This is a genomic window from Stenotrophomonas acidaminiphila, assembly GCA_002951995.1.
Classification (GTDB): Bacteria; Pseudomonadota; Gammaproteobacteria; order Xanthomonadales; family Xanthomonadaceae; genus Stenotrophomonas; species Stenotrophomonas acidaminiphila_A.
The window spans coordinates 305,454-328,058 of the sequence record CP019797.1; the positions used below are offsets into that span (position 1 = coordinate 305,454).

General features: G+C 69.3%; 16 protein-coding genes. 14 read left to right on the forward strand and 2 right to left on the reverse strand.

Annotation, left to right across the window (positions count from 1 at the left end; all coding sequences use genetic code 11):
• Positions 1–274: 274 nt before the first annotated feature.
• Both B1L07_01285 and B1L07_01290 read right to left on the reverse strand, forming a co-directional pair.
• Positions 275–1,372, reverse strand: coding sequence for a dipeptide epimerase (locus B1L07_01285; protein ID AUZ53990.1), 1,098 nt, complete (start codon positions 1,370–1,372; stop codon positions 275–277).
• A complete protein-coding gene (locus B1L07_01290; GenBank protein ID AUZ56390.1) occupies positions 1,369–2,760 on the reverse strand; it encodes an NlpC-P60 family protein in 1,392 nt (463 codons plus the stop codon). Before B1L07_01290 ends, B1L07_01285 begins: the two co-directional genes overlap by 4 nt.
• A 183-nt stretch (positions 2,761–2,943) precedes the next feature.
• Here B1L07_01290 and B1L07_01295 point away from each other — a divergent pair, with 183 nt between their 5' ends.
• From B1L07_01295 to B1L07_01360, 14 genes are all read left to right on the forward strand, one after another.
• Positions 2,944–4,431: a transglutaminase gene (locus tag B1L07_01295; GenBank protein AUZ53991.1), complete on the forward strand. Its 1,488-nt coding sequence runs from the start codon at positions 2,944–2,946 to the stop codon at positions 4,429–4,431.
• Positions 4,432–4,480: 49 nt separating this feature from the next.
• On the forward strand, positions 4,481–7,519 hold the full coding sequence (locus B1L07_01300) for an energy transducer TonB (GenBank protein AUZ53992.1): 3,039 nt from the start codon (positions 4,481–4,483) through the stop codon (positions 7,517–7,519).
• A 129-nt stretch (positions 7,520–7,648) separates the two neighbouring features.
• On the forward strand, positions 7,649–8,893 hold the full coding sequence (locus B1L07_01305; protein ID AUZ56391.1) for a diaminopimelate decarboxylase: 1,245 nt from the start codon (positions 7,649–7,651) through the stop codon (positions 8,891–8,893).
• A gap of 59 nt (positions 8,894–8,952) precedes the next feature.
• The gene (locus B1L07_01310) at positions 8,953–9,720 is read left to right on the forward strand and encodes an N-acetylmuramoyl-L-alanine amidase (GenBank protein AUZ56392.1); all 768 of its coding nucleotides are present in this window, start codon (positions 8,953–8,955) and stop codon (positions 9,718–9,720) included.
• 17 nt (positions 9,721–9,737) lie between these two features.
• Complete coding sequence (locus B1L07_01315) at positions 9,738–11,294, forward strand: penicillin-binding protein (GenBank protein ID AUZ53993.1); 1,557 nt, start codon at positions 9,738–9,740, stop codon at positions 11,292–11,294.
• A 541-nt stretch (positions 11,295–11,835) separates the two neighbouring features.
• Positions 11,836–14,697, forward strand: coding sequence for a TonB-dependent receptor (locus B1L07_01320; protein ID AUZ53994.1), 2,862 nt, complete (start codon positions 11,836–11,838; stop codon positions 14,695–14,697).
• 143 nt (positions 14,698–14,840) lie between these two features.
• The gene (locus B1L07_01325; GenBank protein AUZ53995.1) at positions 14,841–15,599 is read left to right on the forward strand and encodes an N-acetylmuramoyl-L-alanine amidase; all 759 of its coding nucleotides are present in this window, start codon (positions 14,841–14,843) and stop codon (positions 15,597–15,599) included.
• Between the two features lie 57 nt (positions 15,600–15,656).
• A complete protein-coding gene (locus B1L07_01330) occupies positions 15,657–17,696 on the forward strand; it encodes a hypothetical protein (GenBank protein AUZ53996.1) in 2,040 nt (679 codons plus the stop codon).
• 21 nt (positions 17,697–17,717) lie between these two features.
• Entirely contained in the window at positions 17,718–18,422 is a 705-nt protein-coding gene (locus B1L07_01335; GenBank protein ID AUZ53997.1) for a D-alanyl-D-alanine dipeptidase, read from the forward strand.
• 146 nt (positions 18,423–18,568) lie between these two features.
• The gene (locus tag B1L07_01340) at positions 18,569–18,949 is read left to right on the forward strand and encodes a hypothetical protein (GenBank protein ID AUZ53998.1); all 381 of its coding nucleotides are present in this window, start codon (positions 18,569–18,571) and stop codon (positions 18,947–18,949) included.
• A 221-nt stretch (positions 18,950–19,170) separates the two neighbouring features.
• On the forward strand, positions 19,171–19,518 hold the full coding sequence (locus B1L07_01345; GenBank protein AUZ53999.1) for a hypothetical protein: 348 nt from the start codon (positions 19,171–19,173) through the stop codon (positions 19,516–19,518).
• Positions 19,519–19,600: 82 nt separating this feature from the next.
• Positions 19,601–20,350 (forward strand): haloacid dehalogenase, encoded by a 750-nt coding sequence (locus B1L07_01350; protein AUZ54000.1) that lies wholly within the window; start codon positions 19,601–19,603, stop codon positions 20,348–20,350.
• Positions 20,347–20,931, forward strand: coding sequence for a hypothetical protein (locus B1L07_01355; GenBank protein ID AUZ54001.1), 585 nt, complete (start codon positions 20,347–20,349; stop codon positions 20,929–20,931). The genes B1L07_01350 and B1L07_01355 overlap by 4 nt, the downstream gene beginning before the upstream one ends.
• Positions 20,932–21,055: 124 nt before the next feature.
• On the forward strand, positions 21,056–22,420 hold the full coding sequence (locus B1L07_01360; GenBank protein ID AUZ54002.1) for a DUF1338 domain-containing protein: 1,365 nt from the start codon (positions 21,056–21,058) through the stop codon (positions 22,418–22,420).
• Positions 22,421–22,605: the final 185 nt, after the last annotated feature.

Here is a 22,605-nt window from a genome sequence, read left to right on the forward strand (position 1 = left end):
ACGGCGCACAACTCGCTTCGCTCAGACACGTGCGCCTCTTCGCCCCTCGGCCCGCTGTGGTGCTCGGCCCGCTCTACGGCCGGGGAAATCAAAAGCCGACGAGCAAAATCACGGGCAACGGCAACGGCAACGGCAACGGCAGAAGCGACGGCAGAAGCGACGGCAGAAGCGACGGCAGAAGCGACGGCAGAAGCACTCCCCACTGCTTCCTGCGATGCGGCCCACCCGCGAGGGAGTGCGACAGCAACAAGGTCGGTTGCCGTCGCCATGCCGGTCATGCCTTCAGCATCTCCAGCCCGCGTACCTCGGTGATGCCCAGCCCCGGCGCATCGGTGATGCTGATCTCCGATTCGTTGAAGATCACCCCGCCATTGACCGGGTTGAACAGGCTCAGCGACGGCCCGTCCAGGTCCACCTTGGTGATCGCCCCCGACTTGGCCACCGCCAGGTGCACCGCCGCGGCCACGCTGATGCTCGATTCGAGCATGCAGCCGATCATGCACGGGATGCCGTACAGCGAGGCGATGTCGGCGACCTTGATCGCGTTGGAGATGCCGCCGGTCTTCATCAGCTTGATGTTGATGATGTCGGCCGCGCGCTGCTGGATCAGGTCGAACACCTGGTGCGGGCCGAACACGCTCTCGTCGGCCATCACCGGGGTGTTGACCCGCTCGGTGACGTACTTCATGCCATCGATGTCGGCCGCCTTGACCGGCTGCTCCAGCAGCTCCAGCACCACGCCGGCGTTCTCCAGCGCGCTCATGGCATACACCGCCTGCTTGGCGGTCCAGCCCTGGTTGGCGTCCAGCCGCAGCAGGGCACGGCCCTCGACCGCGGCGTGGATCGCCTTGACCCGCTCGATGTCCAGGCCGATGTCCTTGCCGACCTTGATCTTCAGCGATTCGAAGCCGCGCTCGATCGCCGACAGCGAGTCGGCCACCATCTTGTCGATGTAATCCACGCTGATGGTGATGTCGGTGGTGATCACCGGGTCGCCGCCGCCGAGCATCTGGTACAGCGGCGCGCCGTGCAGCTGCGCCCACAGGTCGTAGATGGCGATCTCCACCGCGGCCTTGGCGCTGGTGTTGCGTTCCAGCGAGGACTGCACCAGCCCGCAGATGCGGTTGAGGTTGGCGATGTCCTCGCCGATCAGGCGCGGCTTGATGAAATTGTTGATGGCTTCGATGATCGAGCCATGGGTGTCGCCGGTGATCACCGCGGTGGCCGGCGCCTCGCCGTAGCCGGTGTGGCCGGTATCGGTGCGCACCAGCACCACGATGTCCTCGACCGATTCGACGGTGCGCAGCGCGGTCTTGAACGGGGTTTTCAGGGGCACGCGCAGCATGCCCAGTTCGATATCGGTGATCTTCATTTGGTGGTATGCGGGCGGATGCGCTGGATGTTGGTGATGCGGTCGACGTAGCTGGCGGTATCGCTGGCCATCATCGGCTGCAGCGGCGTCACCGAGACGCCATTGAGGTGGGCCTGGACCCGCTTGCCATCGGCACCGAACCAGCTGCCACCGGAGGTATCGTGGATCATCCAGGCCATGCCGTCGGCATGGCCGATGGTCATCATCACATGCCCGGGGATGTAGACCAGGTCGCCGACCTGCAGCGCGTCCACCGCGGCGTCGCGCCGCGCCTTGCCGTCCTTCTCGCCGAGTGCGATGCGGTCCAGCGCCGGGCTCACCGCCTGCGCGCTGGTATTGCGCGGCAGCAGCACGCCGAAACTGCGGTAGACCTCGGAGACGAAGCCGCTGCAGTCGCGGGTGTCGTAGGAGTGGCCCCAGCCGTAGCGCTCGCCCAGGAACTTGAAGGCCTGGGTGAGCAGGTTGCGCGGGGTCAGCGCCAGGTAGTCGTCGCTGCTGTCCTGCGAACGCGGCAACAGCGCCGGGGCGAAGCCCAGGCGGCCGTCGGCGTCGCGCACCGGCAGCTGGATGACGTGCGCGGCATGGCCCTGCTGGCCGTTGACCGGTTGCTGTGCGGGCCAGTCGGCCAGCACCGGTACGCGCACGCCCATGTCCAGCTGCAGGCGCGAGACGCGCGGTTCTTCCGGGGTGTACGTGGTGGTGGCGGTGGCGCCGGTGATCACCCGGTACGGGCCGCTGGCGCCGTAGCCGAACACCTGGGCGGCGTCACCGATGCCGACGAAGCGCTTCTCCACCCATGCGACATAGCGCTCGCTGGCGACGAACAGCCATTGGCCATCGGCGCTCTCATGCAGCACCGCCACGGCATCGCCGGGGAACAGCGCCGATTCCTGGAAGCGGTCGATGTCGGTGTCGCCGCTGCTGGAGAACACGCGCAGCCCGGTGGGGAACGCGCGCAGCGCGGCGCGGTGCACGGCCAGGCCGTACTGCAGCGGGCGGGTTTCGCCGATCCGGTCCAGCGCCAGGTTGTCGCTGATCGCGCGCAGCTGCGCGGCGTCGACCGGCTTCCCCTGCACGTCGTACAGCGTGCGGGTCGGCGGGCGTGAAATCGCCTCGATCTGCGCGCGCACGAATTCGCGCGTCAAGTTCGCCGGCAGTGCGCGCAGATCGTGGATCGACGCGTCCAGCTGGCGCATGCGCGCGTTCTGCGCCGCGATCCCGGCGCGGTCGAGGATCACCCGGTCCGGATCGGACAGCTGCGCGATCCAGTGCGCGGCCGACAGGTATTCCTCGCGCAGGCCGATGACGCCGGCATGGTCCTGTGGCGAAGCGGTGGCCGCGCCGAGCGCGAAGGCCGGCGCCGCGCACAGCGGTGCGGCGAGCAGCAGGGACCAGCACGCCCAGGTGAGGCGCCGGCGGCGGGGATGGACGGGGGTGGCGGTCATGAGGACTCCCTCTGGGTGCATTGGAATACTTATTCCTTTCTTCCTTGAAATCAAGAATAAATTATTGACCCGTTGTCGCACGCGTGTTACACAACCGTTATCCCGCGTACCCGTGGAAGTGTTGCCGTGGATCCAGCGTTGCGCCAAGTCCCAGTCGCTTTCAGGCCTGCCCGGTACCGGCTCGTGGCAGGCCTGCTGCTGTGCCTGGTGTCCGCCATGGCGGGCGCCGTGGACACACCCGGGCAGCTGGCCGCGCGCGTGGACCGCGGTGATTTTGCCGGTGCGCAGGCGCAGATCGACGCTGCACTGCAGCAGCCGGCACTGGACGCGAGCCAGCGTGACGCCTACCTGTTCCAGCGCGAGCGCATGCGCCGCATGCGACTGGATTTCAGCCTGGACCGCGAGCACGCGATGGCCGCCGTGCGCCGCATCATTCCCGACCTGCGCGAAGACGAGTTCCGTGCCTGGGACGAGGCCGGGCTGATCGAGCACCTGGACATCGATGGCCAGCGCCGCTGGTTCAACCGCGCACCGTCCAACCTGTTCCGGGTCAGTGCCGCGGCGGCCGCACGGCGCTCGCCGGCGATCAGGCCGCCGGCACCGGGCCCGTTCGAGGTGGTCACGCCGCATCACCTGGAGGTGCTCGAGCGCGCGCAGGCCGATGCCGCCAGCAGCGTCGCGCCGCGGCGGGTACGGGTCACCCAGTCGCTCACGGTCAAGGCCGATGCGGTACCGGCCGGCGAGACAATCCGCGCCTGGATCCCGTACCCGCGGGCCATTCCCGGGCAGCAGCAGGACATCCGCCTGCTGGGCAGCGTGCCGGACGGGGCGCAGGTCGCGCCGGAAGCCACGCTGCAGCGCACCGCCTACCTCGAACGCAAGGCCGTGGCCGGCACGCCGACCGCGTTCTCGGTGAGCTATGAGGTCACCGTGTACGCGCGCCATTTCGCCATCGACCCGGCCAAGGTGCAGCCGACGCCGGACGACCCGGCGCTGGCACCGTACCTGGCCGAGCGTGCGCCGCACATCGTGTTCACCCCGGCGCTGCGCGAGTTCTCGCGGCGCGTGGTGGGCAGTGAAACCAACCCCTACCGCGTCGCGCGCAGGTTGTTCGACGCGGTCGACCGCATTCCCTGGGGGGGCGCGCGCGAGTACTCGACCATCGGCAACATCAGCGACCACGCGCTGCATGCTACCCACGCCGACTGCGGGCAGCAGACACTGTTGTTGATGAGCCTGCTGCGCCTGAATGGCATACCCGCGCGCTGGCAGTCGGGCATGGTGTACTCGGACAACACCACCGGTTACAGCAACCTGCACGACTGGGGCGCGCTGTACCTGGCGCCCTATGGCTGGGTGCCGATGGATGTCACCACCGGCGCGCTCGACAGCCCGGTGCCGGCGGTACGTGATTTCTACTTCGGCGGGCTGGATGCCTACCGCATCGCGTTCAACGACGACTACGCGCAGGCGCTGGTACCGGCCAAGCAGCACTTCCGCTCCGAAACCGTGGACTCGCAGCGCGGCGAGGCCGAATGGGCGGGCGGCAATCTCTATTTCGACCAATGGAACTACGACTTCCAGTGGCAGGTCCTGCCACCGCCGGAGGGCTGAAGTTCCGTGACACCGCTGTAATACACAACACTGCAGGAGAGAGCAGGGGATGAACAGGAAAATGCTGAAAAAGGCGGCGCTCAGCGTCGCGCTGAGTGCGTGCCTCGGGGCGCTCGCACCGACCGTCATGGCGCAGAGTGCCACCGGCGCCATCGCCGGCCGCGCCAACGCCGGCGACCAGATCACCATCACCAACACCGCCACCGGGCTGACCCGCACGGTCACCGCCGGTGGCGACGGCAGCTACCGCCTGAGCCAGCTGCCGGTGGGCGACTACAGCCTGACCGTCAAGCGCGACGGCCAGGCCGACAAGGAGCCGGTCGCGGTCAACGTCTCGCTGGGCGGCACCACCAATGTCAACCTCGGTGGCAGCGACACCGGCCCGGTGACGCTGGACTCGGTGCAGGTGGTCGGTTCGCGCATCATCAACCGGGTGGACGTGTACTCGACCGAGTCCTCGTTCAACATCAACCGCGAAGAGCTTTCGCGCATGCCGGTGGCCCAGGACCTGTCGTCGGTCGCCCTGCTTGCTCCGGGCGTGATCGGCGGTAACTCGTCGTTCGGCGGCATCTCCTTCGGTGGTTCGTCGGTTGCGGAGAACTCTGTCTTCATCAATGGTCTGAACGTCACAGACTTCTACAGGCGCCAAAGCTTTTCCAGCGCGCCATTTGCCTTCTTCCAGGAATTCCAGGTCAAGACCGGCGGCTACTCGGTGGAATTCGGTCGCAGCACGGGCGGCGTCATCAATGCGGTGACCCGCTCCGGCAGCAACGAGTTCAAGAGCGGCGTGGAGTTCACGTTTGAGCCAGCCGCGTGGCGCTCGAAGGCCGATGATCACCAGTTCGACAGGGTTGATGGGGATGGCAAGCCGGCCACGGCCATCTACAAGGCCAGCCACGATACCAGCAGCTTCATGAAAGCGAATGTCTGGGCGTCCGGGCCGCTGGTAAAGGACAAGCTGTTCTTCTTCGGCATGTACGAGCAGCGCCAGGGAAATTACGGCAACACCAACAATGCCGGCACCGAGTGGTCGCGCGCCAAGTCCGACAATGGATTCTGGGGTGCCAAACTGGACTGGAACATCACGGACGATCACCGGCTCGAGCTGCTGGCTTTCTCGGACGAAGCCAGCACCGACAGATCCACCAGTCAATACGACTTCAACACCCGGGTCATCGGCGATTCGATGGGCACGAGCGTAGATGACAGCGGCGGAAAGAACGGTTCGCTGACCTACATCGGGCAGTTTGGCGAGAACTTCACCGCCAAGGCGATGTATGGCGTCAATCGCAGCCAGGCGCTCAGCGCCTCTCCGGCCGATGCCCTATGCCCGCAGGTGCTTATCGATGCCAGCTACAACGCCGTTTACACCGCGATGGGCAAGCCGGCTGTCAGCTGCCATCCCAGTGGATCTACGTCCGTGGTCAACCACCATGACGAACGCAAGGTGGGGCGTCTGGACTTCGAGTGGGCATTGGGTGACCACCTGCTGCGCTTTGGCCTGGACCGCGAGGAAATGACCACCGATCGCACCACGCACTACCCGGGGCCGCCGGGCATGCGCTATTCGGTCTTCGGCACGACGCCGGGTTCCGAGTTGGACAACGGGGCGGTTGTACCAGGCGGTGTCAATGCAATCGTGATGGGGCGCCGCCGCATCGACGGAGGTGTGTTCGAGACCACTGCCAATGCGTACTACCTGGAGGACGCCTGGAGCGTCACCCCCAATCTGGTACTGAACCTGGGCGTACGTGTGGATGGTTTCGACAACAAGACCGCGACCGGCGCCAGCTTTATCAAGATGGATAGCCTTGTGTCGCCTCGCTTCGGCTTCAGCTGGGACATGAAGGGTGACGGCAGCACCAAGCTGTCGGGCAATCTAGGCCGCTACTACTTGCCGGTCACCAATATCATCAACTACAACTTCGCCGGTGGTTTGATCGACGAACGAACCTTCTATGCGCTGGACGGCTGGCGTGCGGCTACGAATCCGATTACCGGTTCCGGCTACATGGAGCCGATCCTGGGTGCGCAGATCGGCCCGGTCGACGACTCGTACAATCTGCCGGTCGACGACCTGCGCCAGAGCGTGAGCCGCGACCTGGACGCGGTCTATCAGGACGAAGCGATCCTCGGCTTCCAGCAGATGATCAACCAGGCCTGGTCGTGGGGCGTCAATGCTACCTATCGGCGCATGCCCAACGCGATGGACGACATCCGCATTAATGCGCTGTGTGGTGTCCGCCACGGCACCTTGTGGCCCATCGCCAATCCAGGCGACAAGCTGACGTTGTGGGGCACCAAGGACATGGGCTGTGCCCAGGACGGTTGGGTCACCATTGACACGTCCAAGGAAGGCTACATGGCCGGTGGCAGCGACAAGATCATGGGTTACTTCAAGCCCAAGCGCACCTATAAGGCGTTGGAGTTCCAGATCGATCGTGCATGGGATGACAAGTGGGCGTTCAACGCTTCCTATCTGTGGTCGAAGTCAGAAGGCAACCACGAAGGCCCTGTGAACTCGGATACCAACTATGGCGACACCGGCATGGTCCAGCACTGGGACCATCCGGCCAACAACCAGGATTACGGCCCGCTGTTCAACGATCACCGCCATCAGATCAAGTTGCGCGGAAGCTACAAGCTCAATGACATGTGGTCGTTCGGCGGCACGTTCACAGCGCTGTCCGGTGGTCCGATCACTGCGTTGGGTGTTGCATGGCCGGGTGACAGCACCGGCGCCGCCAGCTTCGTGACGGAGGGGTCGGGTGGTGGTTCGTTCTGGCACTGCGTGAAGAATTGCAGCGGACCTTGGGACCAGCGCGAGTTCGAGTACGCGGGACGTGGCTGGGGCGGTCGCATGCCTTGGACCTACAATCTCGGTGCCAACATCACCTGGACCTTGCCGGTCGAGGGAGTCGACCTGAAGGCGCGACTGTCGGTCTACAACCTGCTCAACGAACAGGAAGTCATCAACCAGCGTGCGCGCTACGAAAAGGGGCCAGGCGTCACCCGTGGCCTGTATGGCACCGGCACCCGCTGGCAGTCGCCCCGCTACGCGCAGCTGGTCGTGACCTGGAACTTCTGATCCAGCCACGGCAATGACGATGCAACCGCGGTACTGAGTTCCTCCTCTGGCGGCCCCTGCATGGGGGCCGCCATCTTTTTTTGGAGCAATGCCTTGGATCAGGGATTCACACGAGATGACCACTGCGGTCTGCCGGAGGCGTTCCGGCAGGCCGATCTGGTGGAGCTGGCGGCCCGCGAGGGCACCCCGCTGTATGTCTACGCCGCGCCGGCCATCCGCCAGCGGGTACGGGCGCTGCGCGAGGCGCTGTCCGGGCTGGACGCGGGTATCCGTTACGCGGTCAAGGCCAACGGCAACGGCGCGGTGCTGCGCCTGCTGGCCGAGGAAGGCGCGGGTGCGGACATCGTGTCCGGTGGCGAGCTCGAACGCGCGCTGCGCGCCGGCATCGCCGCGGCCGACATCGTGTTCTCCGGCGTGGGCAAGTCCGACGCCGAGATCGCGCTGGCGCTGGACGTGGGCATCGGCCGCTTCAACATCGAGTCCCGCGCCGAACTCGACGCGATCCAGCGCATCGCCGCCGCGCGTGGCGTCACCGCGGTCGCGTCGGTGCGGATCAACCCCGACGTGGACGCCAAGACCCACGCCAAGATTTCCACCGGCAAGGCCGAGAACAAGTTCGGCGTGTCCATCGCCGAGGCGCGCGCCTGGTTCGACGCGAAGGCGCAATGGCCCGACGTGCGCCTGGACGGGCTGCACATGCATATCGGTTCGCAGCTGCTCAGCCTGGACCCGGTGCGCGAGGCGCTGGCACGCATGGCCGCGTTCTGGAAGGAACTGGCCGCGGCCGGGCACGCCATCGCCAGCATCGACGTCGGTGGCGGGCTGGGCGTGCGCTACCGCGAAGGCGAGCAGGCACCGGATGCGCGCGCGTATGCCGATGCCATCCGCCAGGCACTGGCCGGCTTCGGCGGGCGCATCCTGGTCGAGCCGGGCCGCTGGCTGGTGGCCGAGGCCGGCATCGTGCTGACCCGCGTGCTGCTGGAAAAGCACGGCCAGGCACGCCGGTTCCTGGTGCTGGACGCGGCGATGAACGACCTGCTGCGCCCCAGCCTGTACGACGCGTGGCATGACATCGTGCCGGTGGGCGCCGCCGCCGGGCGCGAGGCCGCGACCTATGACGTGGTGGGACCGGTGTGCGAGACCGGCGACACCTTCGCCACCGCGCGCGCGTTGCCGCGCTGCGAGGCCGGCGACCTGGTGGCGATCCTCGGCGCCGGGGCCTACGGTGCATCGATGGGGTCCACCTACAACTCGCGGCCGCTGCCGGCCGAGGTGTTGCTGGACGGCGACCGCTACGCGGTGGTGCGCCGCCGCCAGAGCCTGGATGAAATGCTGTCCGGCGAACAGCCGGCCAGTGACTGGAGGCGGACATGACCCATCGGAAAACCCGTGCTGCCCAGGCGCCGGTCTGCGGACGTGGGCCGGCCCGTGGGCTGCCGCGGCTGCTGGTTGCGCTGCTGCTGCTCGTGCTGCTGAGCGCCTGCGCGCACCGCAATCCGCTGGCCAGGTGGGAACGTTCGCCGAACTTCGACGCGCGGCGCCCGGTGGTGGTGGTGCTGCACTACACCGCCGGCAAGACCGCCGAGGGCAGCCTGCGCACGCTGCGGACCGCCAACAGCAACGGCCCGGTCAGCGCGCACTACCTGCTGGGCAAGGACGGCACGCTGTACCAGCTGGTGGACGAGCGCAAGCGTGCCTGGCATGCCGGCGACGGACGCTGGGGCACCATCACCGACCTCAACTCGGCGTCGATCGGCATCGAGATCGACAACGACGGTTACAGCCCGTATCCGGACGTGCAGATCGAAAAGCTCATCGTGCTGCTCGACGACGTGACCCGGCGCCTGGGGATCCCGCGCCAGCAGGTCATCGGCCACGAGGACATGGCACCGGGGCGCAAGATCGACCCGGGCCCGCTGTTCCCCTGGAAGCGCCTGCACGAGGCCGGCTTCGGCATCTGGCCCGACCCGGCCGCCGGCGATCCGCCGCCGGCGTTCGACGCCTGGCTGGCGATGGCCGCCATCGGCTACCCGCTGGACGACCGCGCCAACGCCCTGCAGTCCTTCCGCCATCACTTCCGTGGCATGCGCAGCGAGGGCGCCGAGCTGGATGCCGAGGACCGGCGCATCCTCTACGGCCTGAGCCGGTCGCTGCTGCAGGCCCGGGCGCCGTCGGCGTCGACCACGGCCGATACGCCGTAACGGCACGGAGCGCGTCGATGAAACCGATCCTGCTGTGCCTCGCCCTGCTGCCGGGCATCGCCCACGCCGCTGTACCCGCCGCCGATGCCGATGCCGCGTTCTACGACGCGGCGGTGCAGCAGGCCTTCGAGCACTACCGCCTGCCGGGCCTGGCCGTGGGCGTGATCGAGGACGGCAAGGTGGTGCACGTCGCCACCCGCGGCGAGCTGGTCGCCGGCGAGGGACGGCGTGTCGATGGCGACACGCTGTTCAAGATCGCCTCCAACACCAAGGCGATGACCGCGGCGGTGCTGGCGCGGCTGGTGCAGGCCGGGCGCCTGCGCTGGGACGATCCGGTGACCAGGTACCTGCCCGCGTTCCGCATGTACGACCCGTGGGTGACGCGCAACATGCAGGTCCGCGACCTGCTGATCCACAACAGCGGCCTGGGGCTGGGCGCCGGCGACCTGATGCTGTGGCCGGAGCCCAACCACTTCAGCCGCCAGGACATCATCGCCGGGCTGGCGCACCTCAAGCCGGCCGGCAGCTTCCGCGCCGACTACGCCTACGACAACCTGCTCTACGTGGTGGCCGGCGAGGTGGCCGCGGCAGCCGCCGGCAAGCCATACGCGGCACTGGTGCGGCAGGAGATCTTCGGGCCGCTGGGCATGGACCGCTGCCAGGTCGGCGAATGGTCGCCGGCGAAGGCGGGCAATGTCGCCCAGCCGCATTACCGCCAGGACGAGCGCAACGTGGTGGTGGGGCGCGATGGCGACGTCGCTGCCGACTTCCCGTCGATGGCCGCCGGCGGCGTGCGCTGCAGCCTGGATGACATGCTGCGCTGGATGCAGGCGCTGCTCGATCCGGCGCGGGTACCGGGCTGGCTCGACGCCACCCAGCGCCGCGCGCTGTGGACCGCGCACATGCCGATGCCCATCGGCCAGCGCCTGCGCGACTGGGACAACACCCACTTCCTGGCCTACGGCTACGGCTGGCGCCTGTCGGACATGGACGGGCAATGGAAGGTGGCGCATACCGGCACGTTGTCGGGCATGTACTCGTCGCTGGCCCTGCTGCCGGACCGGCGCAGTGGCGTGGTGATCCTGATCAATGGCGAGGGCGAGGACGCGCGCACCGCGCTGATGCAGGCGCTGCTCAAGCGCCAGACCGCGCCAGCCGCCGGCCATGATGTGCTGCACTACGCCGGGCTGCTGGAACGCGAGCGGACCCAGCGCCGCGCGGCCGGCCACGTGCGCCCGGTGCTGGCGCCGGCAGCCGCGGTCGCCGCGGGTGAGTTCGGCGCCGATGCCGGGGTGTGGGCCGACCCCTGGTTCGGACAGGTCACGCTGTGCCCGGTGGGTACCGGCATCACCTTCGCCGCGGCGAAATCGCCGGCCCTGCGCGGTCGGGTCATGCGCTCGGCCGGACGCCCGTGGGTGCAGTGGCAGGGGCTGGGCGAAGACGCCGAGGCCTGGCTGGTGTTCTCCGGCGAGGGCGCGCAGCGCACCCTGCACATGCGCGCCATCGATCCGGACATCGACTTCAGCTACGACTACCAGGATCTGGAATTCCGCCGCGTGGGCGATTGCCCGTGAAGGCGTGGGCGACGGGCCGCCGGCCCGCGCCCGGTTCCCTCGGTCCGCCAGGCGCACTTGCGTGATGCCGCGCCGGGATTGTGCGGCGCATCACGAAAATATTTTATTTCCATAGCCTTGGGGTATGGGGAATAGTTTATTGACCGCCGGATTCAGCCCGTGTTAAACAGCTGTGAAACGGGGTCTGGGCGGGAGCGCATGCGCCCGCCGCTTCACCGCCCGGGACTGCATGACGCAGCGTCCGGGTGGCAGCCCCGGTGCTGGACAGGTCTGCGGTCGGGGGCCTGGCATGTTGCAGGCCGGCAGACAAGGACGCTCCCCGGTGTGGTGCAACCATGGAAGGAGAGGCGCGGCCCCCGCAGCGGTGGCCGTGGATCCCATTGCCCCGGCGGAATCGTGCCGCCCCCCTTGAGGATCGATGGATGGTCGTCGTACCCCCGCCAGCCCGGATGAGCAAGGGCGCCGGCATCGCTCCTGCAGCACCCACGTTACGCGCCCTTTTCTGGAGAGAGAGCATGTCCGCAACCGCACGTCCCCCCGCATGCACCACCTGAGCGCCGCACTGTTGCTGGCGCTCGGCAGCCCGCTGGCCGCGTTCGCGCAGGCGCAGCCCGCGGCTTCCCCGGCGTCGCCGGAGGCGCGCACGCTCGACAAGATCGAAGTCACCGGCTCGCGCATCAAGCGCACCGACGTCGAAGCGGCGATGCCCGTCACCATCATCCAGAAAGCCGAGATCGAGGCCCAGGGCATCACCTCGGCCGAACAGCTGCTGCAGCAGCTGAACATCGCCAGCAGCGGCCCGGACAGTCTGGCCGCCAACAGCGGCGTCGCGCCCCCGGGCACCCGCGGCAACAACGGCGTGTCCGGCGCCAACCTGCGCGGGCAGGGCGCCGACGCGACCCTGGTGCTGCTCAACGGCCGCCGCGTCGCCGCGCACGGCCTGGCGGGCCAGGTGGTCGACCTGAACTCGATCCCGTTCGCCGCGATCGAACGCGTGGAAGTGCTGCGCGACGGCGCGTCCGCCGTGTACGGCACCGACGCCATCGGCGGCGTGATCAACTTCATCACCCGCAACAACTACCAGGGCATCACCCTCACCGCCGGCGCCGACGTGACCGAGGAGGGCGGCGGCAACATCTTCCACGGCAGCCTGCTGGGTGGCTGGGGCGACCTGGACAACGACCGCTGGAACGTCTGGGCCGCGGTCAACGTGAAGCAGAACAAGATCCTGCGCGGCAACCAGCGCGATTTCGTCAACAGTTTCCAGGCCGACCGCGGCCTGTCGCCGGATACCCGCGGCACGCCGTTCGCCAACATCGTCACCGGCACCGGCAGCATGATCGGCGGCGGCCTGAAGGACCCGGTCACCGGCCTCACCAAGACCACCATCAACACGCTGCGCCTGCCCGGCGGCGCCGGCTGCGTGAACGGCGGCGACATGATGGGCGATTACGGCGACAAGATCTGGGCCAGCCCCGGCGCCAGCTTCGGCTGCGCCTGGGACTATGGCCGCGCGCGCACCATCCAGCAGCCGGTGGACACGGTGCAGGGCATCGGCCGCGCCACCTTCAAGGTCGGCGACAACCATGAGTTCTTCGCCGAGTTCATGGGCTCCAAGGTGACCTCCAAGCGCCAGTTCGAAGCGCAGCAGATCACCACCAGCATCAACGCCAGCGCCACCCAGCTCGACGCCTACGAGCTCAACGCCAACACCAAGGCGACCTACGACGCCATCTACAACCAGCTGCACGACTATTTCGGCAACCAGGCCAACCTGGTCTACGGCAGCCCCATCGCCTACCGCTGGCGCTGCGAAGTCTGCGGCCCGCGCCAGATCGAGACCACCACCAAGGCCTACCGCGCGCTGCTGGGCATGACCGGCAGCCTCGGCAGCTGGGACTACAACATCGGTCTATCGCGCGCGCAGAGCAAGGCCGAGTCGGTGACCGCCGGCGGCTACTACTACACCCCGCAGCTGAAGGCGGCGCTGAAGAATGGCGTGCTCAACCCGTTCCTGATGCCGGGCCAGAGCCAGTCCCAGGCCGCGTACGACGCGCTGGCCGCGGCCGACGCCAGCGGCCTGCAGATCTACGAAGGCACTTCGACCACGACCACCTTCGACGCCAGCTTCAGCGGCAGCCTCGGCTTCCGCCTGTGGAGCGGCAACGACGTGCAGGCGGCGGCGGGCGTGGACGTACGCCGCGAGGAATACGAGTTCGGCGGCCCGGCCGAATGGGTGGCGGGCAACGCCTACGTGTTCGGTGTTCCCGGCGATGCCTCCAACTACATGTCGCCCAAGCAGCGCAACGTCAAGGCGGTGTTCGCCGAGGTCAACCTGCCGGTGGTCGACAGCCTGGAAGTCAACCTGGCCGTGCGCCACGACCGTTACGACGGCTTCGGTGGCACCACCAACCCGAAGTATTCGTTCAAGTGGCAGCCGATGGACTGGCTGGTGTTCCGCGGCTCCTACAGCACCGGCTTCAAGGTGCCCGATTTCGCCAAGCTGTTCCGCGGCATCACCGAGAGCCAGTACACCGGCCTTGACCTGGCCGACCCGGCGACCTGCCCCAAGGGCCAGTACAACCCGGACGTGCCCAACTGCAGCGAGCAGATCCGCCCGGACATCATCACCGGCGGCAATCCGAACCTGAAGCCGGAAGAGGCCGAACAGCGCAGCATCGGCTTCGTGATCGCGCCCAACGGCAACTTCAACGTCAGCGTCGACTGGTGGGAGATCGAGCGCACCAACACGATCCGCAGCGGCTTCAACCTGTCGACGATGACCGCCAACTACCCCCTGTACGCGTCGAACTTCATCCGCGATTCGGCCGGCAAGATCATCGCCATCGACCAGCGCTACATCAACACCGGCGGCACCCTGACCCGTGGCATCGAGCTGGACTCCAACGTGCGCGGCGACCTGGCCGGCGGTACCTGGAACGTCCACCTCAACGGCAACTACCTGGACACGTTCAGGACCAAGACCTTCGACAGCCTGCCCTACAGCGACAACCTGGTCGGCGAGTACGAGCGCTACTACAACCTGCCGATCCGCTGGAAGCACACCGTCAGCGCCGGCTGGGCGCGGGGCGACTGGGCGCACACGCTGACCCAGGTCTACCGTGGCGGCTACAAGGACTGGAAGCCGGGCGGCATCGTCAACGGCTACAACCCGCCGGCGTGGGACGGCAACGTCGATGCCTACATCACCTACAACTACAGCCTGACCTGGACCGGCATGGAGAACCTGAAGGCGACGTTCGGCATACGCAACCTGCTCAACACCGATCCGCCGTTCACCGTCCGCTACCTGGACGATGGCGACGGCGCCGGCTGGGAAGCGCGCGTCGCCGACCCGCGCGGCCGTTCGTTCAACCTGCTGCTGGAGTACCGCTTCCAGTGACATGCCCACGGGCCCGGTTGCCGGGCCCCTTTCGCCGCCGCCCGGCAACCGGCGGCGGCCAAGGCGCTTTCTTCGTGTTGTCGGCAGGCCGCGCGCCGGTCCTGCCCTGATCCACGCACCACCGTCGTGCAAGCGAGGCGTTGATGAAGATGTCCACCAAGCTGTTGCTGCCAGCCGCGCTGCTGGCCCTGCTCACCGCCTGCGGCCACGCGCCGCCGCGCAACCCGCTGGCAGGCTGGGTGCCTTCGCCGAACCAGGACGTGCGCCGGCCGAACCTGATCGTCATCCACTTCACCGAACAGGATTCGGTGCAGCAGAGCCTGGATACGCTGCGCGGCCGCAACAGCGGCGGCCCGGTCAGCGCGCACTACCTGATCGGTGCCGACGGCACCCGCTACCAGCTGGTCAGCGACGAGCGCCGCGCCTGGCATGCCGGTGCCGGCAGCTGGGGCTCGTTCACCGACCTCAACTCCGCCTCGATCGGCATCGAGCTGGACAACGACGGCAGGTCGCCGTTCGCCGAGGCGCAGGTGCAGAGCCTGCTGGTGCTGCTGGAGGACCTGTGCACGCGCCTGCGCATCCCGCGCAGCCAGATCATCGGCCACCAGGACCTGGCGCCGACGCGCAAGCCCGACCCGGGCCCGCTGTTCCCGTGGAAGCGCCTGGCCGATGCCGGCTTCGGCCGCTGGCCCGCCGCCGATGCGCCGCCGGCGCCGGCCGGGTTCGACCCATGGACCGCGCTGCGCCTGATCGGCTACCCGCTGGACGACCGCGCCGCCACCGTGCGCGCGTTCCGCAACCATTTCCGCGGCCAGGGTGGCAGCGAGCTGGACGCCGAGGACCTGCGCATCCTGCATGCGCTGGCCGCGGGCAACCTGGCCGCCCCGGCCGCCAACCCCTGAGGCGGCCGCATGACCCGACCGAACCGTGCCTCCTTCCCCCGTACCGGACGCATTGCCATGACGTTCGCCCTGAGCCTGGCGGCGATCAGTCCGGCCGCGCTTGCCGCCGATGCCGGCGAGCGGCTGGGGCTGCCGCCGTCACCGGCCTCCACCGGGTTCGTGCAGCAGCGCACCCAGTTCCAGCTGCATACGCTGCTGACCGAACAACGCCATCCCCGGACCTGGAACCTGAGTGAAGTCGCCGCGCACGACCCGGCGCAGGCGCTGGCGCAGCTGTTCTCGGTGGACGAGGATGTGGCCCGCGCCTTCGCCGCGCTGGCCGACGATCCGCAGCGCATGGCGAAGCTGCACGCCGCCTCGAGCGCGGTACAGCGCGCGCTGCGCGACGGCCATCGCATCTACTTCTACGGCACCGGCTCGACCGGGCGCCTGGCCGAGACCCTGGAAAGCGGCGTGTGGCGCCCGTTCTGGAAGCGCCTGCAGGCCGACCCGGCGTGGCCGCGCATCGCCGCCCGGCTGCCGGCCGGGCTGGGCGAGCGCGTGCGTGGCGAGATCACCGGTGGCGACCGCGCGCTGATCAGCTCGCTGGAAGGCTTCGAGGACCTGCAGCTGATCGGCGCGCTGCAGATGCGCGACGACGACATCGGCGCCGACGACGTGGTGTTCGCGGTGACCGAAGGCGGCGAGACGTCGGCGGTGATCGGCACCGCGCTGGCCGCCGCCGACCAGCGCGGTGCGGGTACCGACCGGGTCTGGTTCGTCTACAACAACCCGGACGAGGTGCTGCGCCCGTTCGAGCGCAGCCGGCGCGTGCTCGATGACGCGCGCATCCACAAGATCGCCCTGCCCACCGGGCCGCAGGCCATCACCGGGTCCACCCGCATGCAGGCCACCACCACCAGCCTGTACGCGCTGGGGCTGGTGCTGGAAGACGCGCTGCGCGCGCTGCTGCTGCCGCAACTGGACGCCGCCGATGCGCAGCGCCTGGGGCTGGATGCCCGCGACACCATCGAAAGCCGCCTGCGCGGCTTCACCGGCCTGCAGCGCCGCGTGGCCGCCAGTGCCCCGCAGCTGGCGCAGTGGACCGCGCGCGAGGCGCAGGCCTATGCCGACGGCCGCCACGCCACCTACCTGGCCGGGCAGGCGCTGATGCCGGTGTTCGTGGACGTGACCGAACGCGCGCCGACCTTCCGGCTGGCGCCGCTGGACCGCACCGACACCACGCCGCCGGCGTCGTGGATCCGCGTGTGGGCGCCGGTGGCGACACCGCAGGCGGCCTGGGACGCACTGCTGCACCGCCCGTTCCACGGGCTGGATGCGGCGCAGTACCGCCCGCAGTTCGAGCAGAACGTGGACGATCCGGCGCTGCGTGCCACCGCGCTGCGCAGCCTGGAACGCGCCGGCGCCGAGCAGCAGGCGCTGTACGACCTGTCCTGGTCGCCGGGCAACCGCGAACGGCTGCCGCCGCAGGCGGGCGACCTCGGCGTGCTGCTGCGTTACGCCGGCGAGCCGGTGGACGCACTGGCCCGGCAATGGTGGCAGGCGTTCGCCGATGCCGGCGCCGGCCGGCTCACCGTCACCGTGGGCCATGGCGCCGGTACCGGCGATGATTCCCGCGCGCTGGACGGCGCGGCGCCGGGCGTCGCGCTGGACCTGCCGCGCAGCAACGACCCGCTCGGCCTGGACCGCACGCTGGCGCTGAAGATGCTGCTCAACGCGCATTCGACCGCGGTGATGGCGCGGCTCGGGCGCACCGTGGGCAACACCATGACCGCGGTGCAGCCGGGCAACCTCAAGCTGATCGGCCGCGCCACCTACCTGATCCAGTCGCACGTCAACGCCGTGCTCGATGGCCAGCGCTGGCGCGCGCAGCACGGCAACACCGCGCCGCTGAGCTATGCCGAGGCCAACCGCGTGCTGTTCGAGGCGATCGACCAGCGCGCGCGCCTGGCCGAAGCGGCGCAGCTGCCCGAGGTGGAACTGGCGATCGTCGCCGTGCTCGAGCGCCTGGACAGCGGCAAGCCGCTGGATTGGGCCGGTGCCGCGCAGCTGCTGCGTGCCAAGGGCCTGAACGGCTACCTGCGCGGGCGCGCCTGAGCCATGGGGAGAGCCATTGCGATGAACTTCCGGTGTTGGATCGCGTTGCCTGCGCTGGCCGCCTGCGCCGCGGCGCAGGCGGCGGTACCGGCGGTGTCCCCGGCGGCCACCCCGGCGCAGGCCGGCATGCTGGATGTCGCCACCCTGGCGCCCGGGTTCTCGCTGGACATGCGCTATGCCGGCAGCGACAACTTCACCGGCCGCCCGGTGCCCGGATACGACGCACCGCGCTGCTACCTGCTCGCCCCGGTCGCGCAGGCGCTGGCGCGCGTGCAGCGCGCGCTGCACGCGCAGGGCCACGCGCTGCGCCTGTACGACTGCTACCGCCCGGTGCGCTCGGTGCAGTCGTTCGTCGCCTGGGCGCACGACCCGGCCGACCAGCAGGCCAAGGCCCGCTATTACCCGAACATCGACAAGAGCCGGTTGCTGGACGGCTACATCGCCGAGCATTCGGGGCACAGCCGCGGCGCCACCGTCGACCTGGGCCTGCTCGACTGCCGCCAGGGCGGCTGCGTGGAGCTGGACATGGGCACCGGCTTCGACCGGTTCGATCCGCTGGCGCATACCGACAGCCCCGGGATCACCGCGCAGCAGCGCCACAACCGGCGCCTGCTGCTCGACGCGATGGCGGCCCAGGGCTTCGCCAACTACCCGATGGAGTGGTGGCACTACACCTTCCGCCCCGAGCCGACGCCCGATACCGCCTACGATTTCCCGGTGCGCTAGCACCACCGGCGCCGCGTCCGGCGGCGCTGCCGGCGTGTCGGCCCTGATGGCGTCGCCAGCAAGGCCGCAGCGCGGCCGCCGGCGCACCTGCAGGCCGTGTGCGGCCGGCTACACTGCGGCGTCCCCGTTGCCATGACCGACCCCCGATGAACCTGGAACTCCACTACGGCCTGCTGGGCTCGCTGGAAGCAGCCCTGATCGCGCTGGCGGTCGGCTTCGTGGTGTTTTCCCTGTGGTGGCAGGTGTGCCGCCGCAGCGGCCTGTCGGCGGGCCATGCGATCGCCTGGCCGTGCCTGGCCGCGGTTGCGCTCGGTGCCGGGGTGGATGGCTGGAACCTGTTCTACCTGGGCATGGTGCAGCTGGAGTCGCCGCTCTACGCGCGGCTGGCGCTGGCCGGCATCCACGACCCCGACCAGCTGGGCACGCGGGTGGTGCTGGAAGTGGCCGGCGCGCTGGTCGGGGTGGGGCTCGGATGGCGGGCGTTCAGCCCGCACGCCACCGCCAGGGACGACACCCACGGCGACTGACGCCGGCCGATCCGCGCCGGCGTGCCGCGGATGGAACGCCCGAATGCGCGGCTTACCTGCGGCTCACGCATCGCTAACCAGGGCGGTAGCGGTTCCGGCGCGTGCGTTGGTTAACGTCGTGTCTGCGGCGGTTCCGCGGGGCGTGCGCGATTCAGCACCGGCCTGCGAGGGTGGCGGCGTGCGGAATCACCGCGCTTTCCAGACCGCAGGAGGAACACCTGATGACCGTTCGCAACCGCAACCCGCTGTTCGCCCTCGTCGCCGCCGCCGGTGCCGCACTGGCCATGCCGGCCATGGCTCAGGACGCCCGCGTCGAACAGCAGCACCAGGCGCACGAGCAGGCGGCGCAGGCCAGCGACACCCGCCAGGATGCCGCCGACGATGCCGCCACCCGCGGCAATGGCCAGTCGTGGGCCAGCCTGGACGCCGACGGTGACGGCAGCATCAGCCGCGCCGAATCGCAGGCCCACGCCGGGCTGGCGCAGGTGTTCGACGCCGCCGATGCCGACAAGGACGGCAAGCTGACCCCGGACGAATACCGCACCTACACCGCCTCGCAGCAGAAGTAACGCGCCGGCGCCGGCGCCCCCGTCCCGGAAGAGCGGCCGCCGGCCGCTCTTCCCCCGGGGGCGGATTGCTATCCTGTGGCGCATGACGCACGCACCCCACGCTCCCACCCCCTCTTCCGCTATCGGCCTGGTCGGCTTCGACGGCGACGACACGCTCTGGAAGAGCGAAGACTATTACCGCCTGGCCGAGCAGGAATTCGAGTCCATCCTCGGCCACTACGTCGACCTGCACGATGCCGGCACCGCGCAGCACCTGCTCAAGGTGGAGCGGCGCAACCTGGCGATATTCGGCTACGGCGCCAAGGGCATGACCCTGTCGATGATCGAGGCGGCGATCGAGCTGACCGACGAGCGTATTTCCGCCGCCCACCTGCGCCAGATCGTCGAGATCGGCCGCCGCACCCTGCAGCATCCGGTCGAGGTGATCGACGGCGTGCGCGAAGCGGTGTCGGCCATCGCCGCGCGCTGGCCGGTGGTGCTGATCACCAAGGGCGACCTGTTCCACCAGGAGCAGAAGATCGAACGCTCCGGCCTGCGCGACCTGTTCCCTCGGATCGAGATCGTCTCGGAGAAGGACCCGTCCACCTACGCCCGGGTGCTGGCCGAGTTCGGGCTGCCGGCCGAGCGCTTCGTGATGGTCGGCAACTCGCTGCGCTCGGACATCGAACCGGTGCTGGCGCTCGGCGGTTGGGGCGTGCATACCCCGTACGCGATGACCTGGGCCCACGAGGCCGAGCACGGCGTGTCCAGCGAGGAGCCGCGCCTGCGCCTGGCCGACACTGCCTGGCAGTGGCCGCAGGCAGTGGCCGCGATCGAAGCGGCCGGCCGATGAACCGGCGCGTGCGCGCGGAGCCACGCGTGGCGTGGCTGCGCCGCTGCCTGCCCGCGTTGCTTGCGTGCGTTTCCGCGTGGCCCCTGTTCCCCGCGGTGGCAGCGGCACAGGCGGCCGCCGCGGACCCGGCGGCCACCGCGCCCGCCTACGAACCGGGGACCGGCGATGCCTGGCTCGACCGCCAGCTGGCCGACGTCAACCGCTACGCCGAGCGCTACCCCGACGCCTTCATCGACGAGCTGGTGCGCTATGGCGGCGCGCGCCGCGGCTACGTCGAGGCGCTGCTGCAGCAGCATGGCTGGGTGCCCGGCGACGTCTGGTTCGCCTGCTTCTGGGGCCAGGCCATCGGTGCCAGTTGCCGCGAGCCGGTGCAGGCGCGCAGCCGGCTCCCGGGCGAGGGCTGGAGAGCCGTGGTGGAAAGCCTGCCGGTGGCGCCGGACAACCTGCACTGGCGCGCCGTGCGCCACGCCCTGGTCGCCAGTTACGACCACTGGGACCGGCCGATCCGGCTGGACGCGCTGCTGCAGCGCCAGCTCGGTGACCGCGCGCGCCGCGATGCGGCCGCCCGTGGCCACGACTGACCGCCCGCGTCGCAGTGCCGTCGGTGCCGCGACGGTACCGCGAAAGTATCCAATGCAATGGATGACCGGCTGACCCCATCCGGGCGAAAATAGCGGTTTCCCCTGCCGCGCCGCGCGCCCCGCCATGACCGCCGACCGTTTCGTCTCCGCCGATCACATCCGCAGCCTGTTCTCGCAGGCGATGTCGCACATGTACCGCACCGAGGTGCCGCTGTACGGCACGCTTGTGGAGCTGGTCGGCGAGGTCAACGCCGGCGTCCTGGCGGCGCAGCCGGAACTGGATGCGCAGATGCAGCGCAGTGGCGAGCGCGAACGCCTGGACGTGGAGCGCCACGGCGCGATCCGGGTCGGCACCGCGCAGGAGCTGTCCACGCTGCGCCGCCTGTTCGCGGTCATGGGCATGCAGCCGGTGGGCTACTACGACCTGTCGGTGGCCGGCGTGCCGGTGCACTCCACTGCGTTCCGCCCGGTCGATGGCGAATCGCTGAACCGCAATCCGTTCCGGGTGTTCACCTCGCTGCTGCGGCTGGAACTGATCGAGGACGAAGCGCTGCGCGCGCAGGCGGCCGGGATCCTGTCCCGGCGCACGATCTTCACCCCGGGCGTGCTGCAGCTCATTGAGCAGTGCGAACGCGATGGCGGCCTGTCCGGCGAGGATGCCTGGCGCTTCGTGGTCGAGGCACTGGAGACCTTCCGCTGGCACAACGAGGCCACCGTGTCGCTGCAGACCTACCACGCCCTGCATGCCGCGCACCGGCTGGTGGCCGACGTGGTCAGCTTCCGTGGCCCGCACATCAACCACCTGACCCCGCGCACCCTCGACATCGACGCCGCGCAGGCGGCGATGCACGCGCGCGGCCTGGCCGCCAAGGCGGTGATCGAAGGCCCGCCGCGCCGCGCGTGCCCGATCCTGCTGCGCCAGACCAGCTTCAAGGCGCTGGAAGAATTGGTGCACTTCCCCTCGGGCGAGGACAACGCCGCCGGCACCCATACCGCGCGTTTCGGCGAGATCGAGCAGCGCGGCCTGGCGCTGACTCCCAAGGGCCGCGCGCTGTACGACGCGCTGCTGGCCCAGGCGCGCGACAACGGCGGCGCCGGCAGCACCGGTGGCGACTACATGCAGCGCCTGCAGGCGGCGTTCGCCGGCTTCCCCGACGACCACGCAACCCTGCGCCGCGAGGGCCTGGGCTACTACCGCTACGCGCTGACCGATGCCGGCCGCGCGCTGCCGGCGGCCGAGCGCGCACTGCCGGCCGAGGTGCTGATCGAGCGCGGCCTGGCCGTCGCCGAACCCATCGTCTACGAAGACTTCCTGCCGGTCAGCGCCGCGGGCATCTTCCAGTCCAACCTGGGCGGCGAGGAGCAGCGCGCCTATGCGGCGCGTGCCAACCGCGAAGCGTTCGAGCAGGCACTGGGGGCGACGGTGGCCGACGAGTTCGCGATCTACGAGCGCCTGCAGGCGGAATCGCTGGCGCAGTTGGCGGCCTGATCCGTGGCGATGGGGCCGGTACGACACGCCGGCTGCCGACGCGACTGTGCTTGCCCCATCTGCTGCCGGCCTCCATCCGCCGGCCATGTCGCTGCGGACGAAAACCCGCACGTATGAACCGCGTGCAGCCGTTGGCCGGGGTGACGGCTGCGTCGCCGCGATGGTGATCTCCGCGATGCCGCGCA